Here is a 14,870-nt window from a genome sequence, read left to right as displayed (position 1 = left end):
TTTGTCGTTAGTAATGTCACACTTTTATCAAAATTTAAAATAATGAACATTAGCAATCTGAAAATGTTGCACGAATGCTATTAAATAGGATGGTATTTCAGGTGCTAACAACGTTTCTTTTATGCTAAACTAATAGAAAAGCTGATTGGAGAGATTTTTGTGTACCAATACGAAGACGATACATTAGTATTGCATAATGATTTATATCAAATAAATATGGCTGAAAGTTATTGGAATGATGGTATTCATGAACGATTAGCAGTCTTTGATTTGTATTTTAGAAATATGCCATTCGACAGTGGCTATGCGGTTTTTAATGGATTAAAGCGTGTGATTGAATATGTAAATCAATTTCATTTTTCAGAATCAGATATAGAATATTTAAAATCTATTGGCTATCAAGAGGATTTCTTGAGTTATTTAAAAGACTTGAAATTTACAGGTAATATTCGCTCAATGCATGAAGGTGAGCTTTGTTTTGGCAATGAACCATTAATGCGAGTAGAAGCACCATTGATACAAGCTCAATTAATAGAAACGATGCTATTAAATATAGTAAATTTCCATACTTTGATTACAACAAAGGCAAGTCGTATTCGACAAGTTGCGCCGGATGATATGTTAATGGAATTTGGTACACGCCGTGCGCAAGAAGCGGACGCAGCCTTATGGGGAGCTAGAGCCTCGTACATTGGTGGCTTCAATTCTACAAGTAATGTAAGAGCAGGAAAGTTATTTGGCATTCCAGTATCTGGTACACACGCACATGCAATGGTACAAACTTATGGTGATGAATATATTGCTTTTAAAAAATACGCCGAGCGCCATAAGGACTGTGTGTTTTTAGTAGATACATTCCATACGCTAAAATCTGGTGTTCCAACAGCAATTAAAGTTGCAAAAGAATTAGGAGACAAAATTAATTTTGTAGGTATTCGATTAGATTCAGGAGATATTGCTTACCTTTCTAAAGAAGCGCGACGCATGTTAGATGAAGCTGGATTTACAGATGCAAAAATTATTGCTTCAAATGATTTAGATGAACAGACAATCACTAGTTTGAAATCCCAAGGTGCAAGAGTTGATTCATGGGGTGTAGGTACTAAATTAATTACAGGCTATGATCAACCAACACTTGGTGCAGTTTACAAACTCGTTGCTGTAGAAGATAGTACAGGCGCATATGTTGATCGTATTAAACTCTCAAATAATGCAGAAAAAGTAACAACGCCAGGCAAGAAAAAAGTATACCGTATCATTAATAAAAAAACGAACAAAGCTGAAGGGGACTATATTACATTGGATCATGAAGATCCATATGAAACGACGCCGCTTAAACTTTTCCATCCTGTCCATACCTACAAAATGAAATTTATAAAATCATTTATAGCGAAAGATTTACATCATGATATTTATAAAGACGGTAAATTAGTATATGATTTACCAAGTGAACAAGAAGCACAAACTTATTTGAAAGAAAATCTCACCTATCTATGGGATGAAAATAAGCGTCATCTTAACCCACAAGAATATCCTATAGATTTAAGCACAGCATGTTGGGAAAATAAACATAAACGTATATTTGAAGTCGCAGAACATGTGAAGGAGATGGAAGAAAATGAGTAATTTACAAGAAATCATTGTTAAAGAAATGAATGTCCAACCAATGATTGACAGTGAACAAGAAGCGCGTAGCATTATTCAATTTATTAAAAGTTATGTACAATCTCACTCTTTTATCCAATCTTTAGTGCTAGGTATTTCAGGTGGCCAAGATTCCACTTTAGCTGGTAAACTATGTCAAATTGCGGTTAATGAATTAAAAGAAGAAAAAATTCATTGCCAATTTATTGCTGTTAAATTACCATATGGTGAACAAAAGGATGCAGTCGAAGTTGAAGATGCTTTGAAGTTCATACAACCAGATGAAGTAGTAACGGTCAATATTAAATCAGCTGTAAATCAAAGCGTGCAGTCACTAAAAGATGCGGGCATTCTACTTACTGATTTTCAAAAGGGAAATGAAAAAGCACGTGAACGTATGAAAGCACAATTTTCAATTGCCGCAAACAAACAAGGTATAGTGATTGGTACAGATCATTCGGCTGAAAGTGTAACTGGTTTTTATACGAAATATGGTGATGGTGCTCGCTGATATTGCACCACTATTTGGTTTGAATAAACGCCAAGGTAGACAATTATTAAAGTATTTAAAAGCGCCTAAGCATTTATATGAAAAAGTACCTACTGCAGATTTAGAAGAAGACAAACCACAGTTACCAGATGAAGAGGCATTAGGTGTGAGTTATGATCACATAGATGATTATTTAGAGGGAAAATCAGTACCAGATGATGCACAAGAAGTTATTGAACATCATTATGTTAAGAGTGTGCATAAAAGAGAACTAGCTTATACAAGACACACATGGCCCAAAAATTAACTGTTACAACAGAAAATTTTTAGTGACAAAATATAAACTTACTGATAGAATTACTTGAATTTAATGTAACAGAAAGGAAAATGGACATGTCAGTGATAACATCTACGCCATGGTTAATGGTTTTAGCCATTTTTATAATCAACGTTGCTTATGTAACGTGTCTAACGATGAGAACGATATTAACCCTTAAAGGTTATCGCTATGTAGCCGCAATCGTGAGCTTCTTGGAAGTTCTTGTATATGTTATTGGTTTAGGTATGGTAATGTCTAGTTTGGATCAAATCCAAAATGTGCTTGCATACGCCTTTGGTTTTTCAATAGGTATTATTGTAGGTATGAAGATTGAAGAAAAACTAGCACTTGGATATACAGTAGTCAATGTAACTTCATCTGCGTATGAGTTAGACTTACCAAGACAATTAAGAGATTTAGGGTATGGCGTAACACATAATACTGCATACGGCCGAGATGGCAAACGCTTGATTTTACAAATTCTTACACCGAGACGTTTTGAAGCTAAATTAATCGAGACGATTAAACAAATTGATGAAAAAGCATTTATGGTCGCATACGAACCACGTACGATTCATGGTGGGTTCTGGGCGAAAGGTGTTAAAAGTAAAAAACTTAAACAATATGATACGGATGAAGTTGAAAGCATATGAAAAAACAACAAAAATTCAAAGTCGAAGAACACGAGTCAATTCAAGATTGTTTGGGTCGCATGCGTGAAGCTGGTTATACACCAGTTAAACGTTTTGAAAAGCCCGTTTACAAAGAAAATAAAGATGGCGGCGTAGAGGTACTAAAACAAGAAATTGAGTTCGTAGGCAAATTACAAGAATGATAAGTATGGGAGTCTGATACATGTATTTATGTTTCGGGCTCTTTTTTAATACTTTGATTCTAAATAATTTCTATAGTAGGCTTAAAAGGCTTATACATTTCAAAGTAATTCTGGTAAACTAGTATTGAAAAGAACAAACACGAACTTTAAAGTGGAAACGAACTTAAATGTACATGTTTTGAGGTTTGTGAACTAAAACTTATGTAAGATAGGAGCTAATTTCAATGATTGAACGCTATTCTAGAGAAGAAATGTCTAATATTTGGACTGATCAAAATCGCTATGAAGCTTGGTTGGAAGTAGAGATACTTGCTTGTGAAGCTTGGAGTAAACTAGGTGATATACCTGAGGCAGACGTCAAAAAAATACGTGAAAACGCCAAGGTTGATGTTGAACGTGCACAGGAAATTGAACAAGAAACACGTCATGATGTAGTCGCATTTACAAGACAAGTTTCTGAAACACTTGGTGAAGAACGTAAGTGGGTTCATTATGGTTTAACTTCAACTGATGTAGTAGATACTGCGTTAAGTTATGTGATTAAACAGGCAAACGACATTATTGAAAAAGATTTAGAAAGATTTATTGAAGTATTAGCGAAAAAAGCAAAAGATTACAAATATACATTAATGATGGGTCGTACACATGGCGTGCATGCTGAGCCAACAACATTTGGTGTTAAAATGGCGCTTTGGTATACAGAAATGCAACGTAATTTAGAACGTTTTAAACGTGTGAGAGAAGAAATTGAAGTTGGAAAAATGAGTGGTGCAGTAGGTACTTTTGCTAACATACCACCTGAAATAGAAGCACATGTGTGTGAAAATTTAGGTCTAGATGCGGCTCCGGTATCAACGCAAACGCTACAACGTGATCGTCATGCTTATTATATTGCGACACTTGCGCTTATCGGTACTTCAATGGAGAAATTTGCCGTGGAAATACGTAATTTACAAAAAACTGAGACACGTGAAGTAGAAGAAGCATTTGCTAAAGGACAAAAAGGTTCATCAGCAATGCCACACAAACGTAACCCAATTGGTTCTGAAAATATTACAGGTATTGCACGTGTAATAAGAGGTTATGTAACAACAGCTTATGAAAATGTGCCATTATGGCATGAACGAGATATTTCTCATTCTTCAGCTGAACGTATTATGCTTCCAGATGTTACGATTGCATTAGATTACGGGTTGAATCGTTTTACAAATATTGTTGATAGACTGACAGTATTTGAAGATAATATGCTTGAAAATATTGATAAAACATTTGGTTTAATTTACTCACAACGTGTATTGTTAGCGTTAATTAATAAAGGTTTGGCACGTGAAGAAGCATATGATAAAGTACAACCTAAGGCTATGGAGTCGTGGGAAACTAAAACACCATTTAGAACTTTAATTGAACAAGACAGTTCAATTACAACATTATTATCTGAAGCAGACTTAGATGAATGTTTCGATCCAAAACACCATTTAAACCAAGTTGACACTATTTTTGAAAGAGTCTGGTTTAGAATAACCAGGAATAATTGAATTTTTCAAGGGAAATCGTTACACTTTAATGTATTAGTACGTTAAACTGAGATTAAATTGAAAGATACAGGGGTTGTTTTGAATGCAAATAGAAAAATTAAGAGGAAAAGCATTAGATGAATTGTTCGATGCAGTTTTGACACTTGAAAATAGAGAAGAATGTTATGAATTCTTTGATGATTTATGTACTGTTAATGAAATACAGTCATTGTCACAACGATTACAAGTCGCAAAAATGATTAAACAAGGTTTCACTTATGCGACAATTGAACAAGAATCTGGTGCATCGACTGCAACAATTTCTCGTGTGAAAAGATCATTGCAATGGGGTAATGATGCTTATACTATGATTCTAGACCGCATGAATATTGAAACGGCTGATTAGATAATTTTATATAAGAAGTAAGGTTAACACATGAAGTTAATCCTAGCTGTCGATAGAGTATGATACTTTGTCGGCAGCTTCTTTATGTTTTGTAAAGTGATAGAATGGTAATTGAGACATATCAACTGCATCATTGTTATATGTGTTTTGTGAAAATATTGTTATATGTACATATGTTGGAGGGGAGATAATTGTGTTTAAGAAGTGGATAATTGTAATTGCGACTTTATTATTTATCAGTATTGTCATACGAATGTCTTTTATTATAACTTCTAATCATCAACAACCTGTGCATTCAGATATCGTCGAATCTAAAAATGCATTACCTATTATTGATGAAAGTCAAGGCGTGACGAAAGTGAATGGGCATGTCATTGTCAACAAAACATACCAATTACCGAAACGTTATAAACCTGGCGAAAATAAAAAAGCCAGACGTAAATTAAATGAAATGCTAGATAAAGCTGAACAAAAAGAATTAGATTTAAAATATATTAGTGGCTATAGAAGTTATGAAGATCAACAAAAAGTAGTGAAATCATATGTTGAAAATGATGGGGAAAAAGTTGCGAAACAATATACTGCTAAACCGGGCCATTCAGAACATCAAACAGGATTAGCATTTGATGTAGGTACACAAAGACCACTTGAAGATTTCCACGATGATTTTGAACATACAAAAGAAGCGCACTGGTTAGCTCAAAACGCTGCTAAATATGGCTTTATTATTAGGTATCCTAAAGGGCAATCAAATCAAACAGGCTATGCATATGAGGCATGGCATTTGCGATATGTAGGGTCTGAATTAGCTAGAATTATAGACAACCAAGATACAAACTTAGAAAGTTATTACCAGTTGAATTAAATCATTACCGTAAAAAGGAAACTAAATTGTAAAAATCATCTCAGAAATATTGGGGTGGTTTTTTTCGACATCATTTTAGAACTCACAGACTAAAAATGATATAATCATATGTATGTTTAAAAAAGGAGTAACATATCATGCATGACATTAAAAAGTGGAAACATATTTTTAAATTAGACCCTGCAAAGTTAATATCTGACGAAGAATTAGAGGCAATTTGTTTATCTAACACAGACGCAATTATCATAGGTGGAACAGATGATGTTACTGAAGATAATGTTTTTCATTTAAAGCAACGTTTAAAGCAATATGCATTACCGATAGCATTGGAAATTTCAAATGTAGATAGCGTAATGCTTGGTTTCGATTTTTATTTCGTGCCTACTGTGTTAAACAGTTCAGATGTTAAATACCATAATGGCATGTTGTTAGATGCACTCAAGTCATTCGGACAAATAATTGATTTTGATGAAGTCATATTTGAAGGTTATGTCGTACTTAATCCTGATAGTAAAGTTGCGAAAGTGACGCAAGCAAATACAAACTTAACGGATGAAGATATTGAAGCTTATGCATTAATGATTAATGATATGTACAAATTACCAGTTATGTATATAGAATATAGTGGTACATATGGAGAAGTAGAAATAGTAAAAGCAACAGCAGATCAATTAACAGATACACAACTATTTTATGGTGGTGGTATTAGTGATTATAACGAGGCAAAACAAATGGCTTCAATCGCAGACACTATTATAGTTGGAGACATTATATATAAAGATATAGAAAAAGCATTAAAAACAGTTGAGATAAAGGAGTCACATAAATGAACGCATTAGTTAATAAGATGAATGAGGAACAAAGCCAAGCAGTACGTACAACAGAGGGGCCATTACTTATAATGGCAGGTGCAGGTTCAGGCAAAACACGTGTCTTAACACATCGTATAGCTTACTTGCTTGATGAGAAAGACGTGTCTCCATATAACGTATTAGCCATCACATTTACAAATAAAGCTGCTAAAGAGATGAAAGCACGTGTTGAGACCCTAGTTGGGGAACAAGCTCAAGTGCTATGGATGTCTACATTCCATTCTATGTGTGTGAGAATCCTTCGAAGAGATGCAGATAGAATTGGCATAGAACGCAATTTTACAATTATTGATCCAACTGACCAAAAATCTGTAATTAAAGATGTATTAAAAAATGAAAATATTGATAGCAAAAAGTTTGAACCTAGAATGTTTATAGGCGCTATTAGTAATTTAAAAAACGAATTAAAAACGCCGGAAGATGCACAAAAAGAAGCAAATGATTATCATGCACAAATGGTTGCTACTGTTTATAAAGGTTATCAACGTCAACTATCAAGAAACGAAGCACTAGATTTTGATGATTTGATTATGGTTACAATACGTCTATTTGAACGTGTGCCAGAAGTATTAGATTATTATCAAAATAAATTTCAGTATATTCATGTGGATGAGTATCAAGATACGAATAAAGCGCAATATACATTAGTTAAACTCCTTGCAAATAAATTTAAAAACCTTTGCGTTGTAGGTGACTCAGATCAATCTATTTACGGATGGCGTGGCGCAGATATACAAAACATCCTTTCTTTTGAAGAAGATTACCCAGAAGCAAAAACGGTTTTCCTAGAGCAAAACTATCGTTCTACAAAAAATATTTTGAATGCGGCTAATGAAGTGATTAAAAATAATTCAGAGCGTAAACCAAAAGGGTTATGGACGGGCAATACAGACGGCGATAAAATCCATTATTATGAAGCAACAACTGAACGAGATGAAGCGGAATATGTTGTACGCGAAATTATGAAACATCAGCGTAATGGAAAGAAATATAAAGATATGGCTATTTTATATCGTACGAATGCACAGTCACGAGTACTTGAAGAAACGTTTATGAAATCAAACCTCCCTTATACAATGGTTGGCGGTCAAAAATTCTATGATAGAAAAGAAATTAAAGATTTATTAAGTTATGTACGTATCATTGCTAACAGTAATGATGATATTAGCTTGCGTCGTGTAATAAATATTCCAAAACGTGGTATTGGACCAACTTCTGTAGATAAAATTCAAGCCTATGCAATACAAAATGATTTGAGTATGTTTGATGCATTAGCTGAAGTAGACTTTATTGGATTATCTAAAAAAGTAACACAAGAATGTATTAACTTTTATGATGTGATGCAAAACCTTATCAAACAACAAGAATTTCTTGAAATCACTGAAATTGTTGAAGAAGTGCTAGTTAAATCAGGTTATCGCGAGATGTTAGAACGTGAACAAACGTTAGAATCTAGAAGTAGACTTGAAAATATCGATGAGTTTATGTCTGTTCCAAAAGATTATGAAGAGAATACACCATTAGAAGAACAGTCATTAATTAACTTCTTAACGGATTTATCATTAGTTGCAGACATAGATGAAGCACAAATTGAAGATGGTATCACATTGATGACAATGCACTCTGCTAAAGGTCTAGAATTTCCGATTGTATTTATCATGGGCATGGAAGAGTCTTTATTCCCACACATTAGAGCAATTAAGAGCGATGATGAACATGAAATGCAAGAAGAGCGACGTATTTGTTATGTAGCTATCACACGTGCTGAAGAAACATTATATTTAACACATGCGACATCAAGAATGTTATTTGGACGACCACAATCCAATATGGCTTCTAGATTTTTAAGAGAAATACCTGAAGATCTATTGGAAAATGAAACTAAATCTAAAGCGAAAGCTAAAACACAAGGCAATAGCTTCCGTTCAGCAACAAAAGAACCAGCTAAAAGAGGTTATAGCCAACGTGCTACAGCTACTAAAAAAGCACAAGTGTCTTCTGATTGGAAAGTTGGAGACAAAGTTGTTCATAAATCATGGGGCGAAGGCATGGTTAGTAATGTAAAAGAAAAAAATGGTTCTGTAGAACTAGATATCATTTTTAAATCAGAAGGACCGAAACGCTTACTTGCACAATTTGCGCCAATTGAGAAAAAGGGGGAATAAAATGTGGCTGATTTACAATCACGCGTCGACGAATTGCATCAACGCTTAAATCGCTATAGTTATGAGTACTACGTTCAAGATAACCCATCAGTGCCAGACAGTGAATATGATAAATTGTTGCATGAGTTAATAGACATTGAAGAGACTCACCCAGAATATCGAACGTCTGACTCTCCAACAGTAAGAGTCGGCGGTTCTGCCCAATCAACTTTCGAGAAGGTAAGACATAATACCCCGATGCTCAGTTTAGGCAACGCGTTTAATGAAGAAGACTTAAGAAAATTCGATCAACGTATACGTGAACGTATCGGTGACGTAGAATACATGTGTGAATTAAAAATAGACGGCTTGGCAGTATCTTTGAAATATGAAAATGGCCGATTTGTACAAGGGTTAACACGTGGAGATGGTACTACAGGTGAGGATATTACGGAAAATTTAAAAACGATTCATGCGATTCCTTTGAAAATCAAGGAAGCTAGAACATTTGAAGTTCGTGGCGAAGCGTATATGCCTAGACAATCATTTTTTAATTTAAATGAAGCAAAAGCTAAGAATGATGAACAAGCGTTTGCGAATCCACGAAATGTCGCTGCAGGTTCACTTAGACAATTAGATTCAAAGCTTGCGCCTAAACGTAAACTAAGTGTTTTTCTTTATAGTGTTAATGACTTTACTCAATTTAATGCGAATACACAAAGTGAAGCATTAGATGAATTAGATGAGTTAGGCTTTAAAACGAACCAAGAACGTCAACGTGTACAAACAATTGATGATGTGATTGCATATATTGAACAGTGGACTGAAAAAAGAGAAGCATTACCTTATGATATTGATGGTATTGTAATTAAAGTGAATAAGGTAGAGCACCAAGAGGAGCTTGGTTTCACTCAAAAATCACCACGTTGGGCAATTGCGTATAAATTCCCAGCAGAAGAAGTAATTACAGATTTATTAGATATTGAATTAAGTATAGGTAGAACAGGTGTAGTCACACCTACAGCTATTCTTGAACCAGTTAAAGTTGCTCGGGACTACTGTTTCTCGCGCTTCTTTACATAACGAAGATTTGATTCATGACAAAGATATTAGAATTGGCGACAGTGTAGTAATTAAAAAAGCAGGGGATATTATACCTGAAGTCATTAAAAGTGTATTAGATAGACGTCCAGATAACGCGGAAGTTTATCATATGCCAACACATTGCCCAAGTTGTGAACATGAATTAGTACGCATAGAAGGCGAAGTTGCTTTACGCTGTATCAATCCTAAGTGCCAAGCACAACTTGTAGAAGGCATGATTCATTTTGTTTCTAGACAAGCAATGAATATCGACGGTTTAGGTACAAAAATCATTCAACAACTTTATGATAATGAAAAGATAAAAGACATTGCAGATATTTTCTACTTAACAAAAGAAGATTTGTTACCACTTGACCGCATGGGAGAGAAAAAAGTAGATAATTTAATCAATGCTATTGAAGTGTCTAAAAACAATTCGTTAGAACAGTTATTGTTTGGCTTAGGTATCAGACATCTTGGCGTAAAGGCAAGCCAAGTTATAGCTGAAAAATATGGCACAATGGATAAATTATTCGAAGTAACTGAAGAAGATTTTGTTGGTATTCATGACATCGGACACAAAGTAGCTCAATCTGTAGTCACGTATTTAGAAAATGAAGATATTCGTGCACTTATTAATAAATTAAAAGAAAAAAATGTTAATATGACATATAAAGGCATAAAGACAAGTGATTTAGAAGGCCACCCAGACTTTAAAGGCAAGACAATTGTACTTACTGGTAAGTTGTATCAAATGACTAGAAACGAAGCTTCAAAATGGTTAGAACTTCAAGGTGCAAAAGTTACGAGCAGTGTAACTAAAAGTACAGACTTAGTCATCGCCGGCGAGGATGCAGGCTCTAAATTAACAAAAGCTGAAAAATTTGGTACAGCAATATGGTCAGAAGAAGACTTTGTTCAGAAGCAAAATGAAATCGAGGGATAGAGGAGATAATGCATGAAACGGAAGGTTATACTATTCATCTCAGCAGTTTTTTTATTATCAGCATGTGGCAATGATGATGAGAAAAGCAAAGAACAATCTAATGAAAATGAACAACAACAGCAACAACAACAAGATTCTGGTTCTGTAAAAGATATAGCAACGGATAAAAATGTATCAGGCGACAATTACAGAACAATATTACCATTTAAAGAAAGTAAAGCACGCGGTGTATTACAAGAAAACATGGCAAATAGTTATAACGGTGAAGATTTCGAGAGTGGTCTATTAGATTTAAGTAAAGAAGTCTTTCCAACTGAAGATTATTTATATCAAGATGGCCAATATCTAGATAAAGATACGATTAACGCATATTTAGGACCTAAATATACTAAAGATGAAATCGATGATATGGATGAAGACGAACGTAAAGAGAAAAAAGCAAATGAGAATTTAGGATTAAATCCATCTCATAATGGTGAAACTGATCCTGAGAAAATTGCAGAAAATTCACCAAGCATATCTTTCTAATATTTTAGAACAAGATTTTTATAATAGTGGAGATACAAAAGGTAAAAAAATTAAAGGCATGACGATTGGTTTAGCGATGAACAGTACATATTATTACCAAAAGGAAAAAGATGGGGAGACCTATAGTAAGAAATTAGATGACAAAGAAATTAAAAAACAAGGTAAAAAAATGTCTGAAGAAATACTTACTAGATTACGTGAAAATAAAGAACTGAAAGATATTCCAATTCATTTTGCTGTTTATAAACAGTCCGGAGAAAACTCTATTATACCTGGTGAGTTTATCGCCGGTACAACAGTTGAAGGTGATAAAACACGTATTAATGAATGGAAAGATATTCAACAGAAAACTGCTTTATTACCATCTGGAGAAGCCGCAGAATTAGATGAAAGTTTAAACTCTGATTTCAAACAGTTTAATGATAATCTCCAAACATATTTTAATAATTTCACTCAAGCAGTAGGTACTGTTAAATTCGATAATAAAGAAGCTAAGCAATTATCTGTAGATGTACCAATTGATTATTATGGTAAAGCTGAAACCATAGGTATTACACAATATGTCACTGAGCAAGCAAGAAAATATTTCGATGATATAGATGAGTATGAAATTCACATTAAAGATGGTAATAACCCTAAAGCACTAATTAGTAAAACAAAAGAAGATAAAGAACCGCAAGTTCATATTTATAAAAACAACAACTAATTTTTACTCAGCCTTGTAAGGGTGGGAATACGAAATCAAATTTAAAGTTTGATTTCTATCCCGCTCTTTTTTGTTTTAAAATGTTCCGATTTTGAAATGCATGCTTGCCTGGGTATGGCTCGAGCCTGTAGTCTCTCGCTCACACTATTCCCCTAGGCGTCAGCCCTTTACAAAATCGGTTTATTACATGAATTTATACAAAAAACTTAAGAATAGCGAATTCGCCTTAACATATTTTTAAAACGCGATAGCTTATGTATTAGAATTATAATCTGATTCAATAGATAATATCATTGGAACTGTGATACTAGTCACTAACAATGAATGTTTAAAATTTGATTTCTGTGCCGCTCTGTTTGGTTTCAAAATTTTCTAGTTTTGAACGTGTATGCTTGTGTTTATTCGAACATGAATGGTTATACAAGCGTATTCATAATAGCGTCGAGATAAATGTTAAGTAATTTTATGACTTTACTCTATAGATACTAAGTATTAAACGCTTACAATTTTTCGGAGTATGTTCTATATTCATATAAATAATAGAATTATTATACATATAAAAGTGATGAATAGTTATCTACATCTTGAAAACCTAGCTATAAAAGGGTTGTGAAAACATATATTTTTTGGAAAAGTATAAAAATAAATCACTATAATTTACTGTTATTATCGAAAAGCTTAGATTTTTGGGCGGAATTTTGGTACAATTTTGTAATGAATGAGTAAAAAGGAGGCTTTTATTTAATGGCTAAAGTTACACGTGAAGAAGTAGAGCATATAGCAAATTTAGCTAGACTTGAAATTACTGAAGATGCAACTGCAGAGATGCAAGAAACATTAGAAAGTATTTTAAACTTTGCTAATCATATAGATACAGCAGATACAAGTGAAGTAGAACCAACATATCACGTATTAGATTTACAAAATGTATTACGTGAAGACAAAGCAGACGAGGGTATTCCTCAAGAGCTTGCATTAAAAAATGCTAAAGAGACGGAAGATGGACAATTTAAAGTCCCATCTATCATGAATGAGGAGGACGCTTAAGATGACCATCCGTTATGAATCTGTGGAAAATTTGATCAACTTAATAAAAAACAAAGAAATTAAGCCTTCACAAATTGTGAATGATATTTATGATGCAATCGAAGAAACTGATCCAACAATCAAATCGTTTCTTGCATTAGATAAAGAAAATGCAGTTAAACAAGCTCAGGAATTAGATGAATTACAAGCTAAAGACCAAATGGAAGGTAAACTTTTTGGTATTCCTATGGGTATTAAAGACAACATTATTACTGAAGGCGTTGAAACAACTTGCGCAAGTAAAATGTTAGAAGGATTTGTACCTATTTATGAATCAACAGTAATGAATAAATTACGAAATGAACAAGCAGTACTTATCGGTAAACTCAACTTAGATGAATTCGCTATGGGTGGTTCAACTGAAACTTCATACTTTAAAAAGACAGTTAACCCATTTGATCATACTGCAGTACCTGGAGGGTCATCAGGTGGTTCAGCAGCAGCTGTAGCAACAGGTTTAGTTCCTTTCAGTTTAGGTACTGATACTGGTGGTTCAATTCGTCAACCAGCGGCTTACTGTGGCATCGTAGGCATGAAACCTACATATGGTCGCGTATCACGTTTTGGATTAGTTGCGTTTGCATCATCATTAGACCAAATCGGACCACTTACACGTAATGTTAAAGATAATGCCTTGGTATTAGAAACAATTACTGGTTTAGATGAAAATGACTCTACAAGTGCGCCAGTTGAAGATTCAGATTTCACTACTGATATCGGTAAAGATATTCAAGGTCTAAAAGTTGCGTTACCAACAGAATACCTTGGTGAAGGTGTATCAGAAGATGTTAAAGCTTCTGTTAAACAAGCTGTTGAAACACTAAAAGAATTAGGTGCAACAGTTGAAGAAGTATCATTACCAAACACTAAATATGGTATCCCTTCTTATTACGTTATTGCTTCATCAGAAGCTTCATCAAACTTATCTCGTTTTGATGGTATTAGATATGGTTACCATTCACCTGAAGCGAACTCATTAGAAGAATTATACAAAATGTCTAGAAGTGAAGGTTTTGGTGACGAAGTTAAACGTCGTATCTTCTTAGGTACTTTTGCATTGAGTTCTGGTTATTATGATGCATTTTATAAAAAATCACAAAAAGTAAGAACATTGATTAAAAATGATTTTGACCGCATATTTGAAAATTACGATGTTATTGTAGGACCAACAACACCAACACCAGCGTTTAACATAGGTGAAGAAATTGATGATCCGCTTACAATGTATGCGAATGATTTATTAACAACACCAGTAAACTTAGCTGGATTACCAGGTATTTCTGTTCCTTGTGGTAAATCAAACGGACGTCCAATTGGTTTACAATTTATTGGAAAACCATTTGATGAGAAGACGTTATATCGTGTCGCTTACCAATATGAAACAAAATTCAATTTTCATAATGAATACGAAAAATTATAAGGAGTGGAAATC

The 14,870-nt window shown here is 33.9% G+C and carries 10 protein-coding genes and 3 pseudogenes; all 13 read left to right on the top strand.

The window, feature by feature from the left end; translation table 11 throughout:
- Positions 1–159: 159 nt before the first annotated feature.
- On the top strand, positions 160–1,626 hold the full coding sequence (locus ABLV95_RS07430; protein WP_460875261.1) for a nicotinate phosphoribosyltransferase: 1,467 nt from the start codon (positions 160–162) through the stop codon (positions 1,624–1,626).
- Positions 1,619–2,441, top strand: a pseudogene (gene nadE, locus ABLV95_RS07425) (ammonia-dependent NAD(+) synthetase). The gene ABLV95_RS07430 and the pseudogene nadE overlap by 8 nt, the downstream one beginning before the upstream one ends.
- An 86-nt stretch (positions 2,442–2,527) precedes the next feature.
- The gene (locus ABLV95_RS07420) at positions 2,528–3,106 is read left to right on the top strand and encodes a DUF2179 domain-containing protein (RefSeq protein WP_046466261.1); all 579 of its coding nucleotides are present in this window, start codon (positions 2,528–2,530) and stop codon (positions 3,104–3,106) included.
- Entirely contained in the window at positions 3,103–3,288 is a 186-nt protein-coding gene (locus tag ABLV95_RS07415; RefSeq protein WP_460872773.1) for an NETI motif-containing protein, read from the top strand. Before ABLV95_RS07420 ends, ABLV95_RS07415 begins: the two co-directional genes overlap by 4 nt.
- A gap of 224 nt (positions 3,289–3,512) precedes the next feature.
- Positions 3,513–4,823, top strand: a complete 1,311-nt coding sequence (purB, locus tag ABLV95_RS07410) for an adenylosuccinate lyase (RefSeq protein WP_460875258.1) — start codon at positions 3,513–3,515, stop codon at positions 4,821–4,823.
- 82 nt (positions 4,824–4,905) lie between these two features.
- Positions 4,906–5,208, top strand: a complete 303-nt coding sequence (locus tag ABLV95_RS07405) for a YerC/YecD family TrpR-related protein (RefSeq protein WP_046466259.1) — start codon at positions 4,906–4,908, stop codon at positions 5,206–5,208.
- Between the two features lie 193 nt (positions 5,209–5,401).
- Positions 5,402–6,073: a M15 family metallopeptidase gene (locus tag ABLV95_RS07400; protein WP_427706942.1), complete on the top strand. Its 672-nt coding sequence runs from the start codon at positions 5,402–5,404 to the stop codon at positions 6,071–6,073.
- Positions 6,074–6,210: 137 nt separating this feature from the next.
- Positions 6,211–6,903: a heptaprenylglyceryl phosphate synthase gene (locus ABLV95_RS07395; protein WP_460875256.1), complete on the top strand. Its 693-nt coding sequence runs from the start codon at positions 6,211–6,213 to the stop codon at positions 6,901–6,903.
- Positions 6,900–9,110, top strand: coding sequence for a DNA helicase PcrA (gene pcrA / locus ABLV95_RS07390; RefSeq protein ID WP_285324016.1), 2,211 nt, complete (start codon positions 6,900–6,902; stop codon positions 9,108–9,110). The genes ABLV95_RS07395 and pcrA overlap by 4 nt, the downstream gene beginning before the upstream one ends.
- A 3-nt stretch (positions 9,111–9,113) precedes the next feature.
- Positions 9,114–11,118: pseudogene (gene ligA, locus ABLV95_RS07385) on the top strand (NAD-dependent DNA ligase LigA).
- Between the two features lie 12 nt (positions 11,119–11,130).
- A pseudogene (locus tag ABLV95_RS07380) lies at positions 11,131–12,352 on the top strand (CamS family sex pheromone protein).
- A 744-nt stretch (positions 12,353–13,096) separates the two neighbouring features.
- Positions 13,097–13,399: an Asp-tRNA(Asn)/Glu-tRNA(Gln) amidotransferase subunit GatC gene (gene gatC / locus ABLV95_RS07375; RefSeq protein ID WP_046466253.1), complete on the top strand. Its 303-nt coding sequence runs from the start codon at positions 13,097–13,099 to the stop codon at positions 13,397–13,399.
- Between the two features lies 1 nt (position 13,400).
- Complete coding sequence (gene gatA, locus ABLV95_RS07370; protein ID WP_460875254.1) at positions 13,401–14,858, top strand: Asp-tRNA(Asn)/Glu-tRNA(Gln) amidotransferase subunit GatA; 1,458 nt, start codon at positions 13,401–13,403, stop codon at positions 14,856–14,858.
- Positions 14,859–14,870 lie beyond the last annotated feature (12 nt).

The organism is Staphylococcus sp. Mo2-1 (assembly GCF_046721385.1).
GTDB lineage: Bacteria > Bacillota > Bacilli > Staphylococcales > Staphylococcaceae > Staphylococcus > Staphylococcus equorum_A.
The sequence above is the reverse complement of the archived record's forward strand: the minus strand, read 5'-3'. Positions and strand labels throughout refer to the sequence as shown.